General features: G+C 62.5%; 23 protein-coding genes. 10 read left to right on the forward strand and 13 right to left on the reverse strand.

The features are described 5' to 3' along the window. Positions 1-212 precede the first annotated feature (212 nt). From O6R08_RS07030 to O6R08_RS07075, 10 genes are all read right to left on the reverse strand, one after another. Positions 213-569: a metal-sulfur cluster assembly factor gene (locus O6R08_RS07030; protein ID WP_271417496.1), complete on the reverse strand. Its 357-nt coding sequence runs from the start codon at positions 567-569 to the stop codon at positions 213-215. Continuing rightward, the gene (gene sufU / locus O6R08_RS07035) at positions 569-1,072 is read right to left on the reverse strand and encodes a Fe-S cluster assembly sulfur transfer protein SufU (RefSeq protein WP_271417497.1); all 504 of its coding nucleotides are present in this window, start codon (positions 1,070-1,072) and stop codon (positions 569-571) included. Before sufU ends, O6R08_RS07030 begins: the two co-directional genes overlap by 1 nt. Further along, positions 1,069-2,310 (reverse strand): cysteine desulfurase, encoded by a 1,242-nt coding sequence (locus O6R08_RS07040; protein WP_271417498.1) that lies wholly within the window; start codon positions 2,308-2,310, stop codon positions 1,069-1,071. Before O6R08_RS07040 ends, sufU begins: the two co-directional genes overlap by 4 nt. A gap of 2 nt (positions 2,311-2,312) precedes the next feature. Continuing rightward, the gene (gene sufC, locus O6R08_RS07045) at positions 2,313-3,080 is read right to left on the reverse strand and encodes a Fe-S cluster assembly ATPase SufC (RefSeq protein ID WP_271417499.1); all 768 of its coding nucleotides are present in this window, start codon (positions 3,078-3,080) and stop codon (positions 2,313-2,315) included. A 6-nt stretch (positions 3,081-3,086) separates the two neighbouring features. Next, positions 3,087-3,410, reverse strand: a complete 324-nt coding sequence (locus O6R08_RS07050) for a non-heme iron oxygenase ferredoxin subunit (protein WP_271417500.1) — start codon at positions 3,408-3,410, stop codon at positions 3,087-3,089. Next, positions 3,410-4,510, reverse strand: coding sequence for a Fe-S cluster assembly protein SufD (sufD, locus tag O6R08_RS07055; protein ID WP_271419303.1), 1,101 nt, complete (start codon positions 4,508-4,510; stop codon positions 3,410-3,412). The genes O6R08_RS07050 and sufD overlap by 1 nt, the downstream gene beginning before the upstream one ends. Before the next feature lie 158 nt (positions 4,511-4,668). Next, positions 4,669-6,117, reverse strand: a complete 1,449-nt coding sequence (gene sufB / locus O6R08_RS07060) for a Fe-S cluster assembly protein SufB (protein WP_271417501.1) — start codon at positions 6,115-6,117, stop codon at positions 4,669-4,671. Beyond that, positions 6,114-6,878: a helix-turn-helix transcriptional regulator gene (locus O6R08_RS07065; RefSeq protein WP_271417502.1), complete on the reverse strand. Its 765-nt coding sequence runs from the start codon at positions 6,876-6,878 to the stop codon at positions 6,114-6,116. Before O6R08_RS07065 ends, sufB begins: the two co-directional genes overlap by 4 nt. Before the next feature lie 175 nt (positions 6,879-7,053). Beyond that, positions 7,054-7,239 carry a hypothetical protein gene (locus O6R08_RS07070; protein ID WP_271417503.1) on the reverse strand — a complete coding sequence of 62 codons (186 nt, stop codon included), beginning with the start codon at positions 7,237-7,239 and terminating at the stop codon, positions 7,054-7,056. 130 nt (positions 7,240-7,369) lie between these two features. Beyond that, the gene (locus tag O6R08_RS07075; protein WP_271417504.1) at positions 7,370-7,963 is read right to left on the reverse strand and encodes a hypothetical protein; all 594 of its coding nucleotides are present in this window, start codon (positions 7,961-7,963) and stop codon (positions 7,370-7,372) included. A gap of 210 nt (positions 7,964-8,173) precedes the next feature. Between O6R08_RS07075 and O6R08_RS07080 the strand changes: the two genes are divergently transcribed. Beyond that, complete coding sequence (locus O6R08_RS07080) at positions 8,174-8,539, forward strand: hypothetical protein (RefSeq protein ID WP_271417505.1); 366 nt, start codon at positions 8,174-8,176, stop codon at positions 8,537-8,539. A gap of 265 nt (positions 8,540-8,804) precedes the next feature. Here O6R08_RS07080 and O6R08_RS07085 read toward each other — a convergent pair whose 3' ends face one another. Further along, complete coding sequence (locus O6R08_RS07085) at positions 8,805-9,386, reverse strand: DUF2938 family protein (protein WP_271417506.1); 582 nt, start codon at positions 9,384-9,386, stop codon at positions 8,805-8,807. A gap of 488 nt (positions 9,387-9,874) precedes the next feature. Here O6R08_RS07085 and O6R08_RS07095 point away from each other — a divergent pair, with 488 nt between their 5' ends. From O6R08_RS07095 to O6R08_RS07130, 8 genes are all read left to right on the forward strand, one after another. Continuing rightward, positions 9,875-10,981: a sugar ABC transporter substrate-binding protein gene (locus O6R08_RS07095; protein ID WP_271417507.1), complete on the forward strand. Its 1,107-nt coding sequence runs from the start codon at positions 9,875-9,877 to the stop codon at positions 10,979-10,981. A 104-nt stretch (positions 10,982-11,085) separates the two neighbouring features. After that, the gene (locus O6R08_RS07100) at positions 11,086-12,690 is read left to right on the forward strand and encodes an ABC transporter permease subunit (RefSeq protein ID WP_271417508.1); all 1,605 of its coding nucleotides are present in this window, start codon (positions 11,086-11,088) and stop codon (positions 12,688-12,690) included. Then, positions 12,690-13,595 (forward strand): sugar ABC transporter permease, encoded by a 906-nt coding sequence (locus tag O6R08_RS07105; protein WP_271417509.1) that lies wholly within the window; start codon positions 12,690-12,692, stop codon positions 13,593-13,595. The genes O6R08_RS07100 and O6R08_RS07105 overlap by 1 nt, the downstream gene beginning before the upstream one ends. Before the next feature lie 27 nt (positions 13,596-13,622). After that, on the forward strand, positions 13,623-14,645 hold the full coding sequence (locus O6R08_RS07110) for a LacI family DNA-binding transcriptional regulator (RefSeq protein WP_271417510.1): 1,023 nt from the start codon (positions 13,623-13,625) through the stop codon (positions 14,643-14,645). A gap of 279 nt (positions 14,646-14,924) precedes the next feature. Beyond that, positions 14,925-17,411 (forward strand): sodium-translocating pyrophosphatase, encoded by a 2,487-nt coding sequence (locus O6R08_RS07115; RefSeq protein ID WP_271417511.1) that lies wholly within the window; start codon positions 14,925-14,927, stop codon positions 17,409-17,411. Positions 17,412-17,439: 28 nt separating this feature from the next. Continuing rightward, positions 17,440-18,195 carry an ABC transporter ATP-binding protein gene (locus O6R08_RS07120; protein WP_271417512.1) on the forward strand — a complete coding sequence of 252 codons (756 nt, stop codon included), beginning with the start codon at positions 17,440-17,442 and terminating at the stop codon, positions 18,193-18,195. A 1-nt stretch (position 18,196) separates the two neighbouring features. Then, on the forward strand, positions 18,197-18,961 hold the full coding sequence (locus tag O6R08_RS07125) for an ABC transporter permease (RefSeq protein ID WP_271417513.1): 765 nt from the start codon (positions 18,197-18,199) through the stop codon (positions 18,959-18,961). Next, on the forward strand, positions 18,958-19,839 hold the full coding sequence (locus tag O6R08_RS07130; RefSeq protein WP_271417514.1) for a COX15/CtaA family protein: 882 nt from the start codon (positions 18,958-18,960) through the stop codon (positions 19,837-19,839). The genes O6R08_RS07125 and O6R08_RS07130 overlap by 4 nt, the downstream gene beginning before the upstream one ends. A 148-nt stretch (positions 19,840-19,987) precedes the next feature. Here O6R08_RS07130 and O6R08_RS07135 read toward each other — a convergent pair whose 3' ends face one another. Both O6R08_RS07135 and O6R08_RS07140 read right to left on the reverse strand, forming a co-directional pair. Beyond that, complete coding sequence (locus O6R08_RS07135; RefSeq protein ID WP_271417515.1) at positions 19,988-21,283, reverse strand: cytochrome P450; 1,296 nt, start codon at positions 21,281-21,283, stop codon at positions 19,988-19,990. A gap of 209 nt (positions 21,284-21,492) precedes the next feature. After that, complete coding sequence (locus O6R08_RS07140; RefSeq protein WP_333907922.1) at positions 21,493-22,527, reverse strand: heme o synthase; 1,035 nt, start codon at positions 22,525-22,527, stop codon at positions 21,493-21,495. A 214-nt stretch (positions 22,528-22,741) separates the two neighbouring features. Here O6R08_RS07140 and zwf point away from each other — a divergent pair, with 214 nt between their 5' ends. After that, the gene (gene zwf / locus O6R08_RS07145) at positions 22,742-24,316 is read left to right on the forward strand and encodes a glucose-6-phosphate dehydrogenase (protein WP_333907880.1); all 1,575 of its coding nucleotides are present in this window, start codon (positions 22,742-22,744) and stop codon (positions 24,314-24,316) included. Positions 24,317-24,325: the final 9 nt, after the last annotated feature.

Here is a 24,325-nt window from a genome sequence, read left to right on the forward strand (position 1 = left end):
CCCTCCTCCCCTTTCTCCTAGCTGCGCCAGTTGTGTCTCACCTGCGCCAGATTTTCTGGCGCAGGTGAGACACAACTGGCGCAGGTGTGGTGGGGACGGTGTGGCGGCGCAGGTGTGGTGGGGACGGGACAGGTATAGCGGACGGACAAACAGAAGGCCCGGGCTCAGGAAATCCTGACCCCGGGCCCGGCGTCCATCCCACGCAACACGACTCAGACGTTGAAGCCGATCGCCTGGAGCTGTGCTCGGCCGTCGTCGGTGATGCGCTCCAGACCCCACGGCGGCAGCCACACCCAGTTGATCGTCACAGACGTGACGATTCCCTCGAGCACCGTCTGGGTGTCGTACTCCAGACGATCGGTCAGCGGGCAGGTGGGGCTGGTCAGCGTCATGTCGATGGTGACATTGCCCTCGTCGTCGATATTGACCCCGTAAACCAAGCCAAGGTCAACGACATTGACCATGAGTTCGGGGTCGATGACATCCTTCATCGCCTCAATGACGTCATCGACGGTCGGCATGGCCGTCAGCGTCACGTCCTGGGCGGGCACGGCGTTCTCCTCGCTCATCAGCCCTCCTCCTTCGTGTCGTGGTTGTCAGTGTCGGTGTCGGCATCGGCCGAAATCTTCGCCGGGGAGTCCTCAGTCACCTTGAGCAAACCGTCCTCCAGAGCCGACCAGCCGAGCATCGCGCACTTGACTCGCGCCATGAGCTTGGCAACTCCCTCGAAGGCGATGGCGTCCTCGTAGGTGTCCTCGTCGAGCTCGATGGTGCCGCGAGAGCGCATCATCTCGCGGAAACCGTGGTAGAGCTCCTGGGCCTCGTCGATGGTCTTGCCAATGACGAGATCGGTCATGACCGAGGTCGACGCCTGGGAGATGGAGCACCCCACGGCGTCATAGGACACGTCGGTGATGACGTCGCCGTCCAGGTGGACTCGCAGCAGCAGCTCGTCACCACAGGACGGATTGACCTGGGTCACCTCGGCGTCGTAGTCCTCGCGCAGACCGCTGTGATGTTTCTCCCGGTAGTGATCCAGGATGATCTGTTGGTACATCTCCTCGACGTTCATGCCACACCTCCGGCGAAGAAGTTCCGGGCGTACTCGACGGACTCGATGAGGCGATCGACCTCGTCGGTAGTGGAGTACAGGTATGACGACGCACGAAGGGACGACTGTATTCCCAGCCTCTCGTGCAACGGCCTGGCGCAATGGTGTCCACCACGCACCGCGACCCCGCGACCGTCCATGAGGCTCATGGCATCGTGCGGATGCACTCCCGCAACGGTGAAGGACACCGTGCCGGTACGGGCGGTGGCGTCGATCGGTCCGAGGATGCGCACCCCCTTGAGCGACTGCAGGCCATCCAGCATCCGGGCGGCGAGCTCGTGCTCGTGCTCGGCGATGTCCTCCATACCGATGCCATCCAGGTAATCGGCGGCCACTCCAAGAGCGGCGAGCTGAGCGATCGGCGGAGTGCCGGCCTCGAAGCGGTGCGGGGGCTCGGCATAGGTCGATCCCTCCATGTGCACGATCTCGATCATCTCGCCGCCGCCCAGGAAGGGGGGCAGCTCGGCAAGGAGGTCATAGCGTCCCCACAGGATGCCGATCCCGGTCGGGCCGCACATCTTGTGACCGGTGAAGGCCACCAGATCAGCTCCCAGGGCAGACACGTCGACAGGCATCTGCGGGACGGCCTGGGATGCGTCAACCACCATGACAGCCCCCACAGCATGGGCCTGGTCAGCGATCTTCTCGATCGGGTTGATCGTGCCCAGCACATTGGAGGCCAGTGTCAGGGACACGACCTTGGTGTGCTCGTTGATGAGTCCCTCCGCCTCGGCCTTGTCCAGGTCGAGACGACCGTCGTCGGTGATGTCGTACCACCGCAACGTGGCCCCGGTGCGCTGGCAGACCAGCTGCCAAGGCACGAGGTTGGAGTGGTGCTCCATGACCGAGATGACGACCTCGTCGCCGGGTCCAAGACGCTCACCCAAGGTGTAGGCACACAGGTTGAGGGCCTCGGAGGCATTCGACAGGGCCACCACTTCCTCGCGACGAGACGCCCCGATGAACCGCGCGATGCGATCGCGCCCGCCCTCATATGCCTGGGTGGACTCCAACCCGAGCTGGTGCATGGCCCTGGCAACGTTGGCGTTGTGACGGGCGTAGTGCTCAGTCAGGGCGTCGATGACGACCTGCGGTTTCTGGGACGTGTTGGCCGAGTCGAGGTACGTCAGCGGGTACTCCCCCACCCTGGTGGACAGGATGGGGAAATCCTTCCTGATCTTCTCGACGTCGTAGCTCATGATCAGGCGTTGGCCTTCGCGGCAGACACGTACTTCTCGTAGCCCTCGGCCTCGAGCTCCTCGCCCAGCTCGGGACCACCGGTGGCGGCCACCCGGCCATCGACGTAGACGTGCACCTGGGTGGGCTTCACGTAACGCAGGATGCGGGTGTAGTGGGTGATGAGCATGAGTCCGTGCTCCGGGTCGGTCATGTACCGGTTGACGGTGTTGGCGACGACCTTGAGGGCGTCAATGTCCAGGCCGGAGTCGGTCTCGTCGAGGATGGCGAACTTCGGGTGGAGCAGCTCGAGCTGGGCCATTTCGGAGCGCTTCTTCTCGCCGCCGGAGAATCCCTCGTTGACGGAACGCTCGGCGAAGTCGAGGTCGAGTTCCTGACGGGTCAAGGCCTCGTTGACCTCCTTGACCCAGGTGCGCAGCTTCGGGGCCTGGCCGTCGATGGCGGTGCGGGCGGTGCGCAGGAAGTTGGCGACGGAGACGCCGGGCACCTCGACGGGGTACTGCATCGACAGGAACAGACCGGCGCGGGCACGTTCGTCGACGGTCATGGCCAACAGGTCCTCGCCATCGAGAGTGACGGAACCACCGGTGACGGTGTACTTGGGGTGACCGGCGAGGGTGTAAGCCAGGGTCGACTTACCGGAACCGTTGGGGCCCATGATGGCGTGGACCTCTCCGGAGTTGATGGTCAGGTCGACTCCCTTGAGGATCTGCTTGGGACCGGCCTCGGTCTCGACGTCGACGTGAAGGTCATTGATCTGCAGGGTTGCCATGGTGATTCAGGACTCCTTGGTGATGGGATTGGCGACGTCGACAAGGACGTCGTCGCCGTCGATGGTTACGGGATAGACGGGAAGCGGCTCGGTGGCCGGAAGGCTGCGGGGTTCGCCGGTGCGCAGGTCGAAGACGGACCCGTGCATGTAGCACTCGAGGCCGCAGTCCTCGACGTCACCGTCCACCATCGGCACCTGAGCGTGGGTGCAGATGGCTCCGATGGCGTGGACCTCACCCTCGGTGCGGACCAGGACGATCTCGGTGCCGTCGACATCGAACTCCTGCGGGGAGTCCTCCTCGAGGGCCGAGAGACTGGTGACGACGGACATCAGTCCTCCTCCAGCGGGGTGGAGGCGCCCAGGCTTTCGACGAGCTCAGCCTCGATCCGGGCGACGAGCTCCTCGGAGATCTCGGGCACGCCGATCTTGCGGACGATGTCAGTGAAGAATCCGTGCACTACGAGGCGACGGGCCTCGGCCTCCTCGACACCACGCGACTGCAGGTAGAACAGCTGCTCGGCGTCGAAACGTCCGGTGGAGGCGGAGTGTCCGGCGCCACGGATGTCGCCGGTCTGGATCTCCAGGTTCGGCACGGCGTCGGCACGGCAGCCCTCGGTGAGGACGAGGTTCTTGTTGGACTCGTAGGTCTCGATGTCCTTGGCCACCGGGCGGATGAGGACGTCACCGATCCACACCGAGTGCGCGTCCTTGCCCTGCAGGCAGCCGCGGAAGTCCACGTGGGACTCGGTGCTGGGGGCATTGTGGTCGACGAACAGGCGGTGCTCGATGTGCTGTCCGGCGTCGGCGAAGTATGCGCCGAGCTGGGTCAGGTTGCCGCCCGGGCCGTTATAGGAGGCCGTCTGGGAAATGCGCACGGCCTTGCCACCGAAGCTGGCCTGAGCGGTGCGGACGGTGGCGTCACGACCGATCTCGAAGGAGATCTGGGCGCCGTGGATGGCGGTGTCGTCCCACTCCTGGACGAAGACGACGGTCACCTGGGCGCCGTCGCCGATACGGAAGGTCCAATTCTCACCGAGGTGAGCCACGCCACGGTGACGCACGATGACGGTGGCCTGAGCATGATTGCCGATCTCGACGACCACGTTCTGGTGGCAGGAGATCGTGTCGGTGTGACCAGTGATGGTGATCTCGGCCGGGGCCGCGAGTTCGGCCTCGGCCGGGATGACCAGACGGCGGTTGACGGCCTGCGGGTCGGCTGCGGCGAGGGCCGACAGACGATCCTGCGGGGTCTCGGCCAGGCCCTTCAGGTCGCTGGTGGCCAGGTCGGTGACGGTGATGCCGTCAGTCCCCTTGACATCGACGTCGATGGCGCTGGCCTCCTGGCTCGACTCGCCGGCAAGCTCGGAGAGGATCGGGGTGAAGGTCTTGATCGGGGTGAATCGCCAGATCTCCTCACGTCCGGTGGGCATGGGGTGATCGTCGACGACCCACGACGGGGTGGGATGCAGATGGGATTCGACGTCATTCTCGATGGTGACGTTGTGGCCCTTGTGGGGCGCAGCGGCTGGTGCGCTCAACGCGGTGTCTCTCTTTCTGGAAAAGTGTGGTTCGTCGGGGCAGGGTCGGATCAGCCGACCGCACCCTCCATCTGCAGCTCGATGAGCCGGTTGAGCTCCAGGGCGTACTCCATCGGCAGCTCCTTGGCGATCGGCTCGATGAATCCGCGCACGATCATGGCCATGGCCTCTTCCTCGGTGAGACCACGCTGCATGAGGTAGAACAGCTGGTCCTCGCTGACCTTGGAGACGGTGGCCTCGTGGGCCATGGACACCTCGTCGGTACGGATGTCGTTGTAGGGGTAGGTATCCGAGCGGGAGATGTCGTCGACCAGCAGGGCGTCGCAGCGCACTGCCGAGGAGGAGTGGTGAGCATCCTTGCCGACGGCGACGAGGCCGCGGTAGGCAGAGCGTCCGCCACCCTGGGAGATCGACTTGGAGACGATCGTCGAGGAGGTGTACGGGGCGTTGTGGACCATCTTGGCGCCAGTGTCCTGATGCTGACCCTCGGCCGCGAAAGCCACCGAGAGAGCCTCGCCCTTGGCATGTGGACCCATGAGGTAGCAGGCCGGGTACTTCATGTTGGCCTTGGAACCGATGTTGCCGTCGATCCACTCCATCGTGCCGCCCTCCTCGACGTAGGCACGCTGGGTGACGAGGTTGTACACGTTGTTCGACCAGTTCTGGATGGTCGTGTAACGGCAACGAGCGTTCTTCTTGACGATGATCTCGACGACGGCGGCATGTAGGGAGTCCGACTTGTAGATCGGGGCGGTGCAGCCCTCGACGTAGTGCACGTAGGCACCCTCGTCGACGATGATCAGGGTCCGCTCGAACTGGCCGAGGTTTTCGGTGTTCATGCGGAAGTAGGCCTGCAGCGGGATGGTGCAGTGGACGCCCTTGGGGACGTAGATGAAGGAACCACCGGACCACACCGCCGAGTTCAGCGCGGAGAACTTGTTGTCACCGAGCGGGACTGCGCTGGCGAAGTGCTCGCGGAAGAGCTCCGGCTCCTCCTTGAGGGCGGTGTCGGTGTCGAGGAAGATGACTCCCTGCTTGCCGAGCTCCTCGTTGATCTTGTGGTAGACGACCTCGGACTCGTACTGGGCGGCCACGCCGGCGACCAGACGATCCTTCTCGGCCTCTGGGATGCCAAGGCGGTCGTAGGTGTTCTTGATGTCGGCCGGCAGGTCCTCCCAGGACTGGGCCTGACGTTCCTGGGCACGCACGAAGTACTTGATCTGGTCGAAGTCGATCGTGCTGATGTCGACACCCCAGGTCGGCATCGGCTTACGTTCGAAGAGTTTGAGGGCTTTGAGACGCATGTCGAGCATCCACTGCGGCTCATGCTTCATGGCCGAGATACCGCGCACGACATCCTCGGACAACCCGCGCTGGGAGGCTGCTGCGTAGGCGTCCGAATCGTGCCAGCCGTATTTGTAGCCGCTAAGGGCAGCCAGGTGTTCGTCCTGGCTGGCCCCGGTGCCCGGGAGGGTTGTGGGGGTGTCAACCTGGGTCATGAATGATCCTTTCGGATGGATGGACGCTTGGATGGCTCGGAAAGTGCTCGGCGGGTGATCTCGACGTCAACGGGAACGTGGGTGGTGCACACCCCGTCACCGTGGGCGATCGTCGCCAACCGCTGGACGTGCGACCCGAGGAGTTCGGAGAACAGCTGGGTCTCGACCTCGCACAACTGTGGGAAGACCTTGGCCACCTCGGCGACCGGGCAATTGTGTTGGCAGATCTGCTGCCCGGCACCCGCTGGCTGGATGGTGGCCACATATCCGTCTGCTGACAGGGCCTCGGCCAGCAACTGGGCCGGGACTTCGTCGGGACGCTCCTCCCGCAGGGTGCGGTAGCGCGACTCAATGTCGTCGACTCGAGCCTTGGCCACCGCGTCGAGGGCCGACGGTCCTGCGGCGTCGGCGAGTTGCCGAAGGGCCGAGATCGCCAGGTCGTCGTATGCGGTGTAGTAATCGGCCCGCCCGTGGTCGGTGAGGAAGAAGACACGGGAGGGACGACCCCTGCCGCGGGCCCCGAAAACCCTCTTCTCACGGGAGTCAACAAGTCCCTCGTCGACGAGGGAACTGAGATGACGGCGGACTGCCGCCGCTGTCAGTCCAAGACGATCGCCCAGCTCGCTGGCCGTCGACGGGCCATTGTGCAGGATGGACGACATCACACGATCTCTCGTGGAGTTATCCACGCTCCCCTGCTTGTGCTCGCCGACGACGTCGCGACCTGTGGCGGCCACATCGATGTCGGTCGAATTTTTCACAACTCCATTGTTGCTTAAAGCAACCCTGATGCAAGTTAGGCGACCCTACGTAGGCACCAGCTCCGCGACGAACGTCCGGCGCGACCGACCGGGGACGGCACGATTGAGTCCGACACCACACGCGGCCCAGCTCCGTTGACGCGGGACTGGGACACGAGCACGACTGACGAGCAGATCACTGCTCGTCGTGATAGGAACACACGACCAACCGATGCTGAAGGATACTGCCATCCTCGAGGAATAGGTACACGGCACCGTGAGGGACGTCACAGCTGGACACCGTCGGGACGGGGACGTCAGCCATGATGGGGTCTTTCTTCATCGAGTCGACGTCAGCCTGAGTGATGGTGTCAAACTGCATGACCTCGCCGTCATCGTCTCGCCCCGCTGACCGCCACACCCTGACAAGCCGACGACCCCAAACCGCCAAGGCTCACATCAAGGCCACCCTTCTGACCAGTTCACCGACCCCTTCCACGCACGAACACCGCTCAGCGGGTCACATTTTCATTCACGATATTGTTTCCCACATAGACCACAGGGACGACGACATGTGAGCCAGCCGCCGAATCAGATGGAATACTCACCTGTTTCAGACCACCTGTCGCCGCGCTTGTCTCGACCAGAACCCTTCCCCTTTCAGGATCAGACGCAGTGGACATGTTTGGCGACGAATCCTTCCGCATAACCTCATCTTGAGCTGCTTCCAGATCCAATGACGAGAACGGAACCTCAACAAAATAAATAGGAACAGTGGGGTACTTTCGTTTAACCGGATCAGCCAATGAAATAGTCGAAGAATCCTTGATGTAGACCCTCAAACCGGAATAGTCACGACAAAACTCGACCCCGCCCCACACATCGCGATGCTCACTAAAAATACTCGCCAATTCATCACCAGCGTTATTGACTTCCCTGGAAGACGAACCATCCCAGGAAGCATCCCCATTCTCAGACCGAGGACTCTCACAGATGACAGGAGCCAGCTCCTCCTTTTCTGGCAAAGCTTGGGATACCCCCGCCTGAAGAGCACCACAGCAGAGAACTCCACCTAGCGCCAAGGCCAACGATGAATTCTTTTTCATGGCCGCCACCTGTCCTATCGTTCGCAAGGCAACCGAAATAGTTGTTATATTCGCGTGTATCAATGAGAAGCCTCGCTGCGTCCCGTTTATATTGTAGCACTTGAACACACCAACCAAGACCGCGACGAGACTCGCATAAAGTCCCCGGGTAGCCAGGGGCCATGCCTCAAACACTTTTCCCCGTGAAGTGAGTGTCGGCCACGATGGGGTGTGAGCACCAAGAAGTATGCCCGGGCCTACCAGGCCGCTTCGAAGAAGGACAAGGGCCGGATCTGGGATCAGGTCGTGGAGGTGACCAGCTGGAACCGTGGCCCAGCCAGACAGCAGTTGAAGGCCCGTCTGTGCCAGGTCCCAGGCCGTGCCAGCGCCACGGTCGCGGTCATCGACCGACACCACACCAAGGCCTGTCAGCTCAGGTTCTCCCCGCACTCCACGATCCGATGCCACCACACCTGTCCATCGTCAGTCAGTATGTACACCTTGCCTGGCGCGACGTGGCAGTCCGCGTCAGTGGGAACGGGTGTGTCGCCCAGGATTCCGGACTTGCGGATCTCACGCATATCGGCGTCACTGTAAGGGCCTTGTGGCACGACTTCCTCCGCTTGACCTGACGGTGTTACCCAGCACACCCAGGCTTTGTGTCCCTTGATGTGGGCAACATTGGATGTGGTCAGTTCTTGAGCGCGGTCAAGCTGACCCCGGTCTCGGCACATAGCCAGTGCCGCTGATGATGTGGTCGCGACCGGTGATGAGGCCGGGTCGTCGGGCTTCGGGGTCGAGGTGCACGCCGTAGCCATCCCTACGATCACGACGATAGCACCCCACCATGCCGAGCTTCTCTTTACCATCCGACTGAGCTTTTCCATGCGCGAACTCCACTCAATTGCGTGGCGTAGTGGGTGCATCGTTTTTGTGTCCCCGGCTTCCACCACGAGTAACCTCTAACCAGGCCTGCATAGACCATCTTTCCGGACCCATTGTTATAATACATTTCGTGAACTGCGATCCTGCATGGATTGGCCAGTGAAGCGGCCACGCCCATCCCGAAACAGGGCTGCATGAGCAGACAGGGCGCCGCCGCGGCGCCGAGCCCCCATGCCACCGCGGGAACGAAACGCGGTCGTTTCAGCCAGTCAGGATCGGCGACAGCCAGCGCTAGGGCGAAGCCAGTCCCGATGGCGTAATGAGCCGCCCAACCCAGAGCCTTCTCGTACGGGACGGGCTCGGCCGCCATGATCGGGTCGTGCTGGAAGACACCTTCAGGCATGTGCCCGAGCCACCGACCAACCAGGGCGTAGTCCAATGACCTGGTGCCACGCGTACGGCGAAGCACCTCTGCTACTGCGTCCATTACCAGGGTTGCCCCCACCCCGACCACAGCAGCTTGGACAAGTTCTCCGACACCAATACGCATGACCTGCATCTCTCGTAGACAGGTACCCATCACCGCGCACCCATCAAGGTCCTGGCAACTGTTCTTGCTGATTCAGCAAAGCCCAATCAACGTCTCCGGCCAGTACAGCTAGGTCGTGATCGTGACTTCAGGTGACCTCCACCTCCGCGTGCGACAGTCGAGGACCTTGTAGCGCCCATTGACCGTCTCAGCCAAGACATCCTCAAGCCCCTCTTGACTCCGATGAAAGTCTTTGCAAGACTCACCATTGCTTGCAAGAGGACAGCAAAGCCCCGCCTCCCATCGCAAGTTTCCCGCTCGACGACGAGCGTCGAGCAGCCTCGAAAGGTGTGACCCCCATGTCAGACATCACCCGTCGCTCAGTACTCGCAGGAAGCATCGGTGCGGCTGCCGTCGGCATCCTGTCCGCATGTGGCGGCGAGGATTCCCCCTCGTCATCGACCTCTTCAGCCTCCGGTGCCGCATCCTCGCCAGCCGAAGCCGCTGGCTCGATTCTCGTGTGGACCGATTCCAACCGTGAGCCCGTCCTACGCAAGGTCGCCGAACAGTTCAAGAAGGACACCGGCGTTACCGTCAAGCTCGCCGTCAAGGACTTCGCCAAGATCCCTGACGACTTCATCACCCAGGTCCCCACCGGCAAGGGACCCGACGCCGCCATCACCGCCCACGACGCCACCGGACGCATGGTCCACAACGGCGTCGTCGCCCCGCTGGAACTGGGTGACACCTCTGCCTACCAAGATGTCGCCATTCAAGCCTTCACCGTCGAGGGCAAGATCTACGGCGTCCCATACGCCACCGAGAACATTGCTCTGGTTCGTAACACCAAGCTCGTCAAGGAGGCCCCGAAGACCTTCGACGAGATGATCGAGATGGGCAAGAAGTCCGGCGCGAAGCACCCCTTCCTTGTTGGCCTTGATCCCAAGCAGTCCGATCCGTACCACCTGTACCCATTCCAGGCATCCTTCGACGCCCCAGTCTTTGAACTCAAGGACAACGGCTTCAACTCCAGCAAGGTTGCCATGGGCGGGGCCAACGGCGAGAAGTTCGCCGCCTGGATGGCCGCCCAGGGCAAGGCCAAGAACCTCAACCTCAATATCTCCCAGGACATCTCCAAGGACCTGTTCAGCAAGGGCGAAGCCGCTTTCATCCTCACCGGCCCATGGAGCCTCGACGCCTTCAAGAAGGCTGGCATCAGCTACGAGATCAGTGAGATTCCATCGGCCGGCGGCCAGCCCGCAACGCCGTTCGTCGGCGTCCAGGGATTCTGGATGAGCGCCAAGACCAAGAACCCGATCGCCACCCAGAAGTTCCTCGTCGAATACCTCGGCAACGAGAACGTCCAGACCGAGCTATTCAAGGTCGGCAACCGTGCTCCCGCGAACAAGAAGGCCTTTGAGACTGCCAAGTCTGACAAGGACGTCGCCGCATTCGGCGCCGTCGGCGAAAAGTCCGTCCCGATGCCGAACATCCCCGCCATGGGCTCGGTGTGGGCCGACTGGGGCGTGGCCGAGGCCCAGATCATCAGCGGCAAGGCCTCTAATCCCAAGGCCACCTGGGACAAGGCCGTACAGTCCATCAACGACAAGATCAAGAAGGGCTGATTGTCGCTTCCGTGGACGGGGCGCACTATGTCGTGCGCCCCACCTCCCCAACGCATATAACTGCGTTTTCTCACATGACCTGCTGAACCGGAGAACCCCACATCATGTCGCCATCGTCAAGCATCGACCACGAGGCACGGGAAAAGCGTGTCGCCGCAGCCAGCGGCAAGTACTCCGGGTCGCTGTGGGCCTGGATCATCAAGATTGCACTTCTGGGCGTCCTCGACGCGATCGCCGTCTACGGCGTCCTGACCGCCATCGCCCACCAATCCACGGTCATGGCCATCGGCATCGGTGCCATCGCCGTCATCATCACCCTCATCTACCTGCCGCCCAACCGATTGTTGCCGGCCAAGTACCTGGCTCCGGGCCTCATCTTCATGCTCATCTTCTCGGTGGGCGTGATGGCCTACACGATCTACGTGGGCTTCACGAACTACGGCGACGGCCACAACGGCAGTCGCGACGATGCTGTCGCAGCCATCCAACGCAACAACCAAGAGCGCGTCCCAAATGCCCCGGCGTACAGCTCCGCCGTTGCAGACAAGAACGGCACACTTGCCCTCATCGTCATCGACCCCAAGACCAACAAGGTGCAGGCTGGCACCTCCGCCCAAGCCCTAGAACCTGTCGAGGGGGCTGAGCTCAACTCCTTGGGCAACATCAAGACAGCCCCTGGTTACCGCATCCTCTCCTTCTCTGAGGTCTCCCAGCGCAGTGACGACATTTCCAAACTGCAGGTACCCGTTTCGAAGGGCTCGTCCGCACGGTTCATTCGCACCACCACCGGTTCTCAAGCTTTCGAGTTCACCTCGACGATGACCTACGACAAAACCACCGGGACGATGACCGACAAGAAGGGCACCGTCTACAAGGACAACGGCCATGGCAACTTCGTCTCGAAGTCTGGCAAGGCGTTGGAACCCGGTTGGAAGGTCACCGTCGGGTTCGAGAACTTCAAGAGGGCCCTGACCGACCACGACGTGCGCGGGCCGTTCCTACGAGTGACAGCGTGGACCTTCGCCTTTGCCGTGCTGTCGGTGTTCACCACCTTTGCCCTCGGCCTGGCCCTGGCCCTGTTGTTCAACGACACGTCCATGAAGGGCCAGAAGATTTACCGGATCCTCATGCTCTTGCCCTACGCCTTCCCAGGGTTCTTGTCGGCCTTGGTGTGGTCGGGGATGTTCAACCAGGAGTTCGGGTTCATCAACCAGGTGTTGTTGGGTGGAGCATCCATTCCCTGGTTGACAGATCCCTGGATCGCCAAGGCAGCCGTCCTCATCGTCAACCTGTGGCTCGGCTTCCCCTACATGTTCATCGTGTCGACGGGCGCTCTCCAGTCCATCCCGGACGACATCCTGGAAGCTTCTCGCATCGACGGCGCGAGCACCTGGCGGACCTTCACGAAGATCAAGCTGCCACTGCTCATGGTGCCGCTGGCACCACTACTCATCAGCTCCTTCGCCTTCAACTTCAACAACTTCGTCCTCATCTACATGCTGACCCTCGGTGGCCCACGCTTCACCGACACGAGTCTCGATGTCGGCGCTACTGACATCCTCATCTCGATGGTCTACAAGGTCGCCTTCTCCGGTGCCGGACGTGATTACGGTCTGGCCAGCGCCTTCTCCGTCATCATCTTCATCATTGTCGGCGTGATCTCCTGGCTCGGGTTCCGCCAGACCAAGGCCCTTGAGGAGGTCAACTGATGAACACCGCAACACCGTCTGCTGCCGTCAAGGAAGCCAACCGCCCTACCCCGTTCTCCAAGCGCCTCAAATCACAGTGGTGGCGTCATCTACTCGGCATCATCGCTGTCGTCTTCGCGGCCTTCCCGCTGGTCTACGTCCTGTCGGCATCCCTGTCGCCCAGCGGCACCCTGACCGGGTCCAACCAACTGTTCTCGAAGATTGACTTCTCGAACTACACCAAACTCGTGAGCGATCCCGTGCGCCCGTACGGCCAGTGGTATCTCAACACCATCATCATCGCGGCGATCACGGCGATCGCCACGGTCTTCCTGGGAGCCCTGGCCGCCTACAGCTTTTCCCGAATGCGCTTCAAGGGACGTCGTGGCGGTCTGTTGGCACTCATGCTGGTGCAGATGTTCCCCCAGCTGCTGACGGTCGTGGCCATTTTCCTCCTGCTCACCTGGCTCGGTGACGTCTACCCTGTCCTGGGTATCGGATCGCGGTTGGCCCTCATCATGGTGTACCTGGGCGGAGCTCTGGGAGCGAACACGTACCTCATGTACGGATTCTTCAATACCGTGCCACAGTCCCTCGATGAGGCTGCCAGAGTCGACGGCGCCGGACACGCCCGTATCTTCTTCACTCTCATCTTGCCGCTGGTGGCCCCGATTCTGGCGGTCGTTGGTCTGCTGAGCTTCATCGCCTCATTCACCGAGTATGTGGTGGCCTCGGTCGTCCTTGGTGCTGACCCGCACACCTCGACCCTGGCCATTGGTCTTTACCAGTACGTCTCCACCGAGACCAGCTCGAACTGGGGAGTCTTCGCGGCCGGCGCCGTCCTTGCCGCCCTTCCCCCGATGGTGCTGTTCCTCTGGCTGCAGAAGTACATCGTCTCCGGCCTGACCGGTGGCGCAGTGAAGTGACGTGACACACTGCCCGGAGGAGGAAAGATGAACCGACCAACCCTTGCCGAGATCGCCGACCAGGCAGGTGTCAGCCAGGCCACCGTCTCCCGGGTGCTCAATGACAAGGCCGGGGTCTCGGACTCCACCCGGCAGTGTGTGCTCACCGCCCTCGACGTCCTGGGGTATCAGCGCCCCACCCACCTCAAGCCCGTTACCACCGGTCTCGTCGGGCTCATCGTCCCCGAACTCACCAACCCGGTCTTCGCCAGTCATGCCCAGGCCATCGAGACCTTGCTGTCCAAGGAGGGCTATGCCACCGCAGTGTGCACTCAGGCTCCCGGAGGCATGCGCGAGGACGACTACATCCGGGTGCTGAGGTCGCGTCAGGTGTCCGGGATCATCGTCATTTGCGGATCTCACGCCGACACCACGGCGGACATGTCGACCTACCAGGAACTGGTCGACATCGGGCTGCCCCTCGTGCTCGTCAACGGGTACGCCCCTAGTGTGGCAACCCCGCAGATCAGCGACGACGACACGTCAGCCATGGACCAGGCAGTCGCCCACCTCGTCGATTTGGGGCACACACACATCGGCCTTGCGGTGGGCCCGCGTCGATACGTCACCGTGCAGCGCAAGGAACAAAGCCTGCGAGCAGCCATGGATCGTCGTCTGGCCGGGCATGGCAGAGTCGCCGTCAGCAACACCGTGTTCTCCGTTGACGGAGGGGCTCGAGCCGCGGTTGACCTGCTCGACCACGGGGTCAGCGCCATCATCTGTGGCTCCGACCTCATGGCCTTGGGAGCAATCCGGGCCGTCCGTGCACAGGGCCTGTCGGTCCCCCGCGACATCTCCGTCATCGGTAGCGATGACTCAGCCCTGATGCGGTACACCGATCCCCCGCTCACGAGTCTGCATCAGGACGTTGGACTCATCTCGACGATGGCGGTGCAGTCCCTCATCGGTCTGGTGCGCGGTGATGCCGCCTGCATCGGAGAGCGGCTGGTCCGTCCGGAATTGGTCATACGCGCTACCACTGGCCCGGTCCGGACCACGTCAGCAGCCTGAGAACCCGGTTCCCACCTTCACCCGGGCATGCCAGACCGCGCGTCCTCCTTGTGGCAATACTCCTGGCACGCTGCCCCATCCCGGGGCACGCTGGGCCGCGCCGTCCCCATGAGCGATACCAGTCTGACAAGGTGACATTCTGCACATCCTGAGCCCGGCTCCTGACAATGCCACCAACAAGTCATACGCTTGAAGGTAACGCCTGCACTGACGCAGGTGCACGAGAGTTCTCAGGGAAGAGACAGGATCGTGAACACGATGGACAAGGGGATCTGCCCCATGAAACGCGTACTTGGCGGGACACTGACCGTGCTTCTCACCGCCCTCGCCCTAGCCGGATGTGATTCAGGCGGCGGGGAACCGAGGGGAGGAGGTGGCGGTGAGGCCAATCTCAAACTGCCCCCTCTCAATGAGCACGTCGGAAACGTCTCCGGAACCACACTGCTGTGGATCGGACTGGTGATCTGCCTCTTCGGCTTGGTGTTCGGTCTGGTGACGTACTCCAAGTTGCAAAAATTGCCCGTCCACGAGGCGATGCACGAGGTTTCCGAGCTCATCTACGAAACCTGTAAGACCTACCTCAAGCAGCAGGCCAAATTCCTCATGCTGCTGTGGGCCTTCATCGCGGCGGTCATCGTCGTGTACTTCCTGTTCCTGGAGCACATGGGCGCCAAAGTGCTCATCATCCTGCTGTTCAGCCTCATCGGTATGGCGGGATCCTTCGGCGTCGCCTGGTACGGCATTCGTGTCAACACCTTCGCCAACTCCCGTACCGCCCACGCCTCGCTGCGTGGCTCCCCCTGGGAGACCTTCGACATCCCGATGCGTTCGGGCATGAGTATCGGCATGGTCCTTATCAGCGTCGAGCTGACCCTCATGCTGTTCATCATGCTGGTGCTGCCCGGCGATCTCGCCGGCCCCTGCTTCATCGGATTCGCCATTGGTGAATCCCTCGGTGCGGCCTGCCTACGCATCGCCGGCGGTATCTTCACCAAGATCGCTGACGTCGGCGCCGACCTCATGAAGATCGCCTTCCACATCAAGGAGGACGATGCCCGCAACCCCGGCGTCATCGCTGACTGCACCGGCGACAACGCTGGGGACTCGGTGGGCCCCTCCGCCGACGGATTCGAGACCTATGGCGTCACCGGCGTCGCCCTCATCACCTTCGTGCTGGGAGCTGTGCCTGACCAGACCGAGCAGGTTCAACTGCTGGTGTGGATCTTCGTGGTCCGCGTCGTCATGTTGATCGCATCCTTCGTCTCGTACCTCATCAACAACGCGGTCGCCAAGGCCCGTTACGGCAAGGTCACCGAGATGGACTTCGAGAAGCCACTGAGCTCCCTGGTCTGGATCACCTCGGTCATGTCGATCCTGCTGACCGTCCTCACCACCTGGTGGATGCTCGGGTCGATGGGTGACGGGACGATGTGGTGGAAACTGTCCATCATCATCTCCTGCGGCACCCTGGCCGGCGCCCTCATCCCGGAACTGGTCAAGGCATTCACCTCGACGAACTCCCGTCACGTCCGCGAGGTCGTCACCAGTGCTCGCGAAGGTGGTGCTTCTCTGGACATCCTGTCCGGTCTGGTTGCCGGTAACTTCTCCGGATTCTGGCTGGGCATCATCATCGTTGCCCTCATGGGTGTCTCCTTCCTCGTCTCCGGCACCGGTTCCGGCCTGGGCGACATGGGCGCCATGAGCGAGGTCAAGTGGGCTGTCTTCGCCTTCGGCCTGGTGGCCTTCGGGTTCCTCGGCATGGGCGCGGTAACGATCGCCGTCGACTCCTACGGTCCTGTCACTGACAACGCCCAGAGTGTCTACGAGCTGTCGACTATCGAGGAGATCCCGAACGTCTCCGACGAGATCGAGAAACAGTACGGGTTTGCACCCAGGTGGGACGTCGCCAAGCACATCCTGGAGGCCCAGGACGGCGCTGGCAACACATTCAAGGCAACGGCCAAGCCGGTTCTCATCGGTACTGCCGTCGTGGGTGCCACCACGATGATTTTCTCGATCATCATGATGCTCACCGATGGCCTGTCGAATGCCGCTGAGGTCAACAAACTCGGCTTGACCCACGCCCCGTTCCTGCTCGGCCTGATCGCCGGTGGCGCCATCATCTACTGGTTCTCCGGGGCCTCGATGCAGGCTGTGACGACCGGCGCCTATCGAGCTGTCGAGTTCATCAAGAACAACATGCAGCTCGACGAGAACGCCACGAAGGCTTCCACCGAGGATTCCAAGAAGGTCGTCCAGATCTGCACCGAGTACGCCCAGAAGGGCATGCTCAACATCTTCCTGGGTGTGTTCTTCGCGGCCCTGGGATTCGCCTTCGTCGATCCGTACTTCTTCATCGGGTACCTCATCTCGATCGCCATCTTCGGCCTGTACCAAGCCATCTTCATGGCCAACGCCGGTGGCGCCTGGGACAACGCGAAGAAGATCGTCGAGGTCGACCTGGACGCCAAGGGCACCGAGTTGCACGACGCATCAGTGGTTGGTGACACCGTCGGTGACCCGTTCAAGGACACCTCTTCGGTGGCCCTCAACCCGGTCATCAAGTTCACCACCCTCTTCGGTCTGCTGGCCGTCGAGCTGGCGGTGTCGATCGGCGCCGGACCACTCACCTACATCCTGGCTGCGGTGTTCTTCCTCATCGCCTGTTTCTTCGTCTACCGCTCCTTCTACGGCATGAGGATTGACTCGACCGACGCCAACGGCGAGTTCGGCATCGCCTCCACGAAGGCCGGCAGCCAGCCGTGATCGGTAGAAGGGTCTTACACTGGCCGTCGTGCCAGGAACCCCTTTGACTGCTAATGGTGACCCCCGCGACTCGACGCAAGCCCTGCTTCTCGAGGACGTGAGGGTCACCTTTGGTCGTGTCACGGCCCTCGACGGGCTGAGTCTGTCCGCAACCACCGGCGCCATCACCGCTGTACTGGGCCCCAATGGTGCGGGCAAGACGACGATGATGCGCTGCTGTACCTCACTCATCTCTCCCGACTCTGGGACTATTGACGTCCTCGGTCATGCCCCGGGAAGTCCAGAGGCAGCCGCAGCCACTGGTCTCATGCCCCAAAGCGCGGGAGCCTGGAGCGGTATCCGGGCCGGTGAGCTGCTGCACTACATGGCAGGTCTGCACGCCAATCCGATTGACCCGGATATCCTCATCGACGCCTTGGCGATCACACCCTTCGCGCGCACCACCTATCGGCGTCTGTCCGGTGGTCAACAGCAGGCCGTCAACCTCGCTGCCGCCCTGATAGGCCGTCCCCAGCTGGTCTTCCTCGACGAACCGACGTCGGGAATGGATCCCCACGCGCGCCACCACACCTGGGATATCATCGAGCAGATGCGCCACGACGGGGTCTCCGTCGTTCTGACCACCCATGCCATGGACGAAGCCCAGCGGCTGGCCGACCACATCTGGATCGTCGATCAGGGAAAGGTCGCCATCCACGGAACCGTTCCGGAACTCACCGCCGAGGCAAGTCTGGAAGACGTCTTCCTGGCACACACCAGCGACCGTGCAGCAGGGAGGAACTGACGTGACGACCCTCGATCTTCACCCCAACCCACAGGCGGCACCACCTGCGGCGCGGATCCGCAATCATGCCCGCACCGAGATTCGTCTCGTGATGCGCAACGGCGAGCAGTTGCTGTTGGCTCTCGTCATCCCCATCGGGATCCTCGTCGCCGGACGATTCCTCGGCGAGCGGGTCGGACTGACGATGGATCTGCTGGCCCCATCGGTCCTTGCCCTCGCCATCTACTCAACCTGCTTCACGTCCCAGGCCATCATGACCGGGTTTGAGCGCAGGTATGCCGTGTTGGAACGTCTGTCGGCCACTCCCCTGGGACGATCGGGTCTGCTGGCCGGCAAGGCCACGGCCTACTGCGCCATCAGCCTGGCCCAGGTGATACTGCTCGTCATCGTCTCCTTGGCACTGGGATGGCATCCCCACGGGTCAGCTGTGGCCTGGGTGCCAGCCCTCGTGAGCGTCATCCTCGCCATGCTGGCCTTCGGTTTCCTGGCCTTGGCGATGGCTGGTCGTCTCAAGGCCGAGGTCACTCTCGGGGTGGCCAATCTGGTCTACATCGTCGGCGTGGTCGCCGGCGCCATCCTGTGGCCACTGGCCGATTACCCGAAGGCCATTCGCCCCGTCATCGCCATCCTGCCAACGGCTGCGCTCGGGGAGTCCTTGCGAGCTTGGGGGGCCGGACAGACCCTCTGGTGGCCATTGGCAAGTTTGTTCATCTGGGCGATTCTGCTCGGATTGCTGGCACGAAAGGTGTTCAGGTGGATCTCATGACCTCCCACGATCGCCGTTTGTACGGATGGTGCATCGCCGCCCTCATCACCAACATGGGGATCATCGTCACCGGTGCAGTGGTGCGCCTGACCGGTTCAGGGCTGGGGTGTGACACCTGGCCGCGTTGTACCGCCGGGACCTTCACCCCGCATGGGGAGATGGGGATTCACTCCTACGTCGAGTTCGGCAACCGCCTGCTGACCTTCGTCCTCGTCGCGGTGGCGATCGGCCTACTCGTCCGCTGCTACCGAATCCACGTCACGGCCCAACTCATGGCCTTGGCATGGATCAACGCGGTGTCCATTGCTGTGCAGGCCGTCGTCGGTGGGGTCTCGGTACGGCTCGGGCTCAACCCGTTCGTCGTAGCCGTGCACCTCTTGTTATCAGTGGCGATCATCCTCGTCGATGTCAAGGCGATCTGGTTGGCCGGACCCCATACAAGCGATGCTGCCGACGGACTGACGATGGGATTGGTGCGTGCCACCGTCGCGATGATGTGCGTGGTGATGTGGCTGGGAACAGTGGTCACTGGATCGGGTCCCAATGCCGGAGACTCCGGCTCGGCACGCACCGGGTTCGACATCGAGACCGTGGCACGGCTGCATGGCATCTCCGTGTGGATCACCGTCGCCCTAACTCTCGCGTGCCTGGTAATCGCCACTACTCGACACCTGGCCATGATGCGCCGCTGGAGCATGGTTCTCGTGGCCGTCGAGATCTACCAAGCCGTCATCGGATACTCGCAATATTTCGCTCATCTCAATCCGTGGCTGGTCATCTGGCACATGGTTGGCGTCGCGGCGTGCGCAGCAGCGGTGGGAGCCCTGTGGTGCAGCGTGCGCCCGACCCCTTCTCCCATACACAACCAGAAGCCCTGACGATTCCGACGGTGGGCGGGCCAAAGCCAACCGATTTGGCGACGGCGTACGCGAACAAGACGATTCCGACGGTGGGCGGGCCGGGGACTCACTCCCCGGCCCGCCCACCGAGATCTGTGCTGTCGATCAACCCACACGTGCGCCGAGGTCAGTCCTTGCGCACACGGCCACCACTGCGCGGCCTCGTCGGCATCATCGTGGGATCGTAATCCAGGTCACCCGGGTCGATGTTGATTCCGGGCTGGCACAGGGCCGAGACGGTGGCAGCCAGCTCCGTGACGGCGATCTTCTCGCCTGGGCAGCGGTGGCCGGTGGCAACGTCTCCACCGCCTTGCGGGATGAAAGCCTTGATCGCCTCGGCATCCTCAACACCCAGGAAACGCTCCGGCTTAAAGCGCAGCGGCTCCTCCCACTCCCTCGGGTCGGTGTTCGTGCCGAGAATGTCGATGATGACTCGCTGCCCTTTCTTGATCTGCTGGCCTTCCCACTCAAGGTCTTCGCGGGAGAAGGCCGGCAACATCGGCACGAAGGGGCTCAAACGGCGTACCTCCTGAGCGAAGGCAATGGCGTGTTCGTTGTCGACGAGGGTTCCCGATGCCTCCACCTCGCCAGCGATGTCTGCCCGGTACTGGGGGTACAGGACGAGGAAACGGGCCGCGAAGGCGGCGAAACGGCTCACGGCGATGGCGGGACGGGTGGAGTTCTGCAACTCAATACCGGCCAGCTTGGCGTCAAGGAGGTTACCGTCCGGGTCACGGTAGCGAGCCCACTCACACAGGGCCGAGCCCTCAGGAGCAGTGATCTGGCCACTGCGTTGCCTCTCGATGAGACCGGCAGCCCATTTGTCACAACGGGCACGGTTCACCCAGGCCAGCGTGTGCCCGGCCGGCATGTGACCGAATCCCTCGACGATCTGGCCGAGACGCTTGGCCCACGGGTCAAGGTCGGTGTCGCTACCGGGAACCCCAGCCCACTTGAGGACGGCGCGACCGTAGGCCACCACGGTGTCGTCGTAGACGTTGCCCTCGCGACGGCCCCAAGTCTGGACGATCTTGCGCAGCTCGTCGTCAATGATGGGCTTGAACCGCTCGATCTGAGCATCGTCGTAGACCACCTTGACGAAATTGGCCTTACGGGCCAGATGGACCTCATCGTCAGTGCCGTGAACAGCTCCAGCTCCAAAGAGAGGGCCACGCACGGGAAGAGGCATGGCATCCTCACGCATCATGCGCGTGGTGTCGTAAAAGAGGTCGACTCCCTTGCTGCCCCGGACCAAGGTGGCCGGCTTGCCCATGAACGTGAAATCGAGGGGGCATCCGTCTCCGGCCTGACGACCCTTCGACGCCCGCAGCCTCTCCTGGAACAGGTAGCCGTCAGTAAGCAACTTGCCTGCCTGATCGACCTTCGTACCCAGGGCCGATCGAATAGTTGACATGGTGGTCATGAATGCTCCTCGGGTCGCATGTTCACGCGCCGTCACAGCGACGTGACTCAACCCAACGGTATCCAACCCAGGGCCGTGACGATGCCGAAACGTGCTCCTCTCGATGGGGCCAGAACGACCATCAATTTCTGGATGGATGTTGGCCGCCGGTCACACTCCGGCGTGGGACCCAAGCCCGATGTGCATGTTCGGTGAGGACGCCGCCTGCGTCACAGATGAATGAGCGGATCGATCGCGATGGACAGGAAGAGCACGGACAGGTAGGTGTTCGACCAGTGGAACAGCCGCATCGGTTTCAACAAGGCGTCACGCAGACCAGCCTTGGCGCGACGCAACAACTGGATGGCCTCGACGATGAAGACCGCCCCAGCAAGTACTGCGACGACGCCGTAGATCCACCCCATGTGGGCTACCGGCCACAGCACCAAGGAGGTCGCGACGGTGGCGACGGTGTAGACGAGGATCTGTATGGCGACCTCGGGTGCCTCCTTGACGACCGGGAGCATCGGCACGCCGACGGCCTTGTAATCCTCGCGGTAGCGGAAGGACAACGCCCAGGTGTGCGGCGGGGTCCAGAAGAAGATGATGAGGAACAGGACCAGGGGCTCCCAGCCCACATGTCCGGTGACGGCTGTCCATCCAATGAGGGGAGGGAAGCACCCTGCGATACCGCCCCAGATCGTGTTCTGCCAGGTACGACGCTTGAGAAGCATCGAGTACACGAAGACGTAGAAGAGGTTCGCCACGAGGGCCAGAACGGCCGACAACCAGTTCGTGCCGAATCCCAACACAACGGTGGCCACAATGCCGAGCACCACTCCGTAGATCAAGGCGCTGCGACGCGGCACCTGGTGACGCGGTAACGGGCGACGCCGGGTACGGCGCATCTTCTCGTCAATGTCGGCGTCAATGACGCAGTTGAAGACGTTCGCGCTCGCCGCAGCGAGCAAACCACCAAGCATCGTCGCGATGGCCAGGCCCAGCTTGGGCAATCCGTGAGACGCCAGGAACATCACGGGCAGGGTCGTCACCAGAAGCAACTCGATGATGCGAGGCTTGGTCAAGGCGACGTAGGCAGCCACGACGCCACGAGCCGACAGCCGGGGACGTTCCCGGCTCTGCTCCACCGTTGTCGTGACAGGGTCGGGACGCTGCGAGGTTGGCGCCGTCGCCACGTGCGTCGTCTGGTTGCTCACGGTGTCCTTCGAAGTCGGAAGATCTGCGGGGACAGCCTCTGGGCGCAGTACACCCGTATGACAGGAGTGCGCCGCCAAAGGTTGTCCTCACGATTTTAGGCTTTCCTGGCCCGGATGTCCTCATCGTCAAGTTCGGCAGCCGAAGATATCCGTCCGCCTGTCGCTGAACACGGTGCCCAACCCGACCGGTTGACCGACTACCGTTGAGCTGACAGAACCTCAGTTCTGCATCATGACAACCGGTTTGGGAAGGACGGGTGAGGTGACAGGTCGAGACGCTTCAGGAAGCACCGCCAGGGCGACCAATGGGATGCGCGGCGATCGCGTCAATCCGTTACGAGATCCAGCCGACCGCAGATTGCCCCGCGTGGCAGGCCCGTGTGTCCTGGTGATGTTCGGTGTCACCGGAGATCTCTCGCGCAAGAAGCTCATGCCGGCCGTCTACGACCTGGCCAACCGCGGCCTGCTGCCGCCAGGGTTCGGGCTGGTGGGATTTGCTCGGCGGGACTGGGAGGACGAGGACTTCGCCAAGGTCGTCCATGACGCCGTGGCCGAGCACGCTCGCACCCCCTTCCGCGAAGAAGTGTGGGAGCAGCTACTTGAGGGAATCCGGTTCGTCCGCGGCGAATTCGACGACGACGAGGCTTTCGAACGGCTGGCTAACACGATCCGCGAGCTCGATGAGGAACGCGGAACTGGTGGCAACCATGCCTTCTACCTGTCGATCCCGCCGAAATCCTTCGAGTCAGTGGTGCGCCAGCTCAAACGCCACGGCATGACTGATCATGATTCCTCGCACTGGAGCAGGGTCGTCATCGAGAAGCCCTTCGGCCATGATCTGGAAAGTGCGCGAGACCTCGACGAGATCGTCGGGAGCGCCTTCAGCCCGGAGTCGGTCTTTCGTATCGACCACTACCTGGGCAAGGAAACGGTCCAGAACATCATGGCGTTCCGGTTCGCCAACCAGATTTTCGAGCCGATCTGGAACAACCACTACGTCTCCCATGTCCAGATCACCATGGCCGAGGACATCGGCATCGCCGGACGAGCAGGGTACTACGACGGCATCGGGGCAGCCCGTGACGTCATCCAGAATCACCTGCTCCAGCTCATGGCCCTCACCGCCATGGAGGAGCCGACAAGCTTCGACGCCGATCAACTGCGCGCCGAGAAGACCAAGGTCCTGGCCGCCGTCCAGCCCCCTGACGACATGGCGACCCAGACCTGCCGCGGGCAGTACATCGCTGGCCGTCAGGGAGGACAACGGGTACGCGGCTACCTCGAGGAGGACGGCGTCGATCCGCACTCGCGCACCGAGACGTACGCTGCCGTCCGATTGACCATTGACAACCGTCGGTGGGCCGGGGTGCCGTTCTACCTGCGTGCTGCCAAGCGGATGCCCAGACGAGTCACCGAGGTGGCCCTCAACCTGCAGCGAGCCCCGCACCTGCCGTTCTCTGACACTGCAGCCCTGGGCACCAACGCCGTGGTGCTGCGTATTCAACCCGATGAGGGGGTCACCCTTCGCTTCGGCGCGAAGGTACCTGGCACCCAGATGGAGATCCGCGACGTCACGATGGACTTCGCCTACGGATCGTCGTTCACCGAGGCCAGCCCGGAAGCCTACGAGCGGCTCATCCTCGACGTCCTGCTCGGCGATCCGCCGCTGTTCCCCCAACATGAGGAGGTCCAGTTGGCGTGGAAGATCCTCGACCCGGTGCTCGACTTCTGGGCAGCATCCGACGCTGCTCCCTACGACTATCTGTCCGGCAGCTGGGGTCCGTCTGAGGCTGACGAGATGATCGCCCGAGACGGCTTCGTGTGGCGCAGGCCCTGAGGAGGAGAC

The organism is Cutibacterium equinum (genome assembly GCF_028021195.1).
GTDB classification, from domain to species: domain Bacteria; phylum Actinomycetota; class Actinomycetes; order Propionibacteriales; family Propionibacteriaceae; genus Cutibacterium; species Cutibacterium equinum.

What these genes read in the sequence shown, in the direction of transcription:
- O6R08_RS07030 (WP_271417496.1), bottom strand. Translation starts at nt 569, where the DNA reads ATGAGCGAGGAGAACGCCGTGCCCGCCCAGGACGTGACGCTGACGGCC.
- sufU (WP_271417497.1), bottom strand. Translation starts at nt 1,072, where the DNA reads ATGAACGTCGAGGAGATGTACCAACAGATCATCCTGGATCACTACCGG.
- O6R08_RS07040 (WP_271417498.1), bottom strand. Translation starts at nt 2,310, where the DNA reads ATGAGCTACGACGTCGAGAAGATCAGGAAGGATTTCCCCATCCTGTCC.
- sufC (WP_271417499.1), bottom strand. Translation starts at nt 3,080, where the DNA reads ATGGCAACCCTGCAGATCAATGACCTTCACGTCGACGTCGAGACCGAG.
- O6R08_RS07050 (WP_271417500.1), bottom strand. Translation starts at nt 3,410, where the DNA reads ATGTCCGTCGTCACCAGTCTCTCGGCCCTCGAGGAGGACTCCCCGCAG.
- sufD (WP_271419303.1), bottom strand. Translation starts at nt 4,510, where the DNA reads ATGCCCACCGGACGTGAGGAGATCTGGCGATTCACCCCGATCAAGACC.
- sufB (WP_271417501.1), bottom strand. Translation starts at nt 6,117, where the DNA reads ATGACCCAGGTTGACACCCCCACAACCCTCCCGGGCACCGGGGCCAGC.
- O6R08_RS07070 (WP_271417503.1), bottom strand. Translation starts at nt 7,239, where the DNA reads ATGCAGTTTGACACCATCACTCAGGCTGACGTCGACTCGATGAAGAAA.
- O6R08_RS07075 (WP_271417504.1), bottom strand. Translation starts at nt 7,963, where the DNA reads ATGAAAAAGAATTCATCGTTGGCCTTGGCGCTAGGTGGAGTTCTCTGC.
- O6R08_RS07085 (WP_271417506.1), bottom strand. Translation starts at nt 9,386, where the DNA reads ATGCAGGTCATGCGTATTGGTGTCGGAGAACTTGTCCAAGCTGCTGTG.
- O6R08_RS07100 (WP_271417508.1), top strand. Translation starts at nt 11,086, where the DNA reads ATGTCGCCATCGTCAAGCATCGACCACGAGGCACGGGAAAAGCGTGTC.
- O6R08_RS07105 (WP_271417509.1), top strand. Translation starts at nt 12,690, where the DNA reads ATGAACACCGCAACACCGTCTGCTGCCGTCAAGGAAGCCAACCGCCCT.
- O6R08_RS07110 (WP_271417510.1), top strand. Translation starts at nt 13,623, where the DNA reads ATGAACCGACCAACCCTTGCCGAGATCGCCGACCAGGCAGGTGTCAGC.
- O6R08_RS07115 (WP_271417511.1), top strand. Translation starts at nt 14,925, where the DNA reads ATGAAACGCGTACTTGGCGGGACACTGACCGTGCTTCTCACCGCCCTC.
- O6R08_RS07130 (WP_271417514.1), top strand. Translation starts at nt 18,958, where the DNA reads ATGACCTCCCACGATCGCCGTTTGTACGGATGGTGCATCGCCGCCCTC.
- O6R08_RS07135 (WP_271417515.1), bottom strand. Translation starts at nt 21,283, where the DNA reads ATGACCACCATGTCAACTATTCGATCGGCCCTGGGTACGAAGGTCGAT.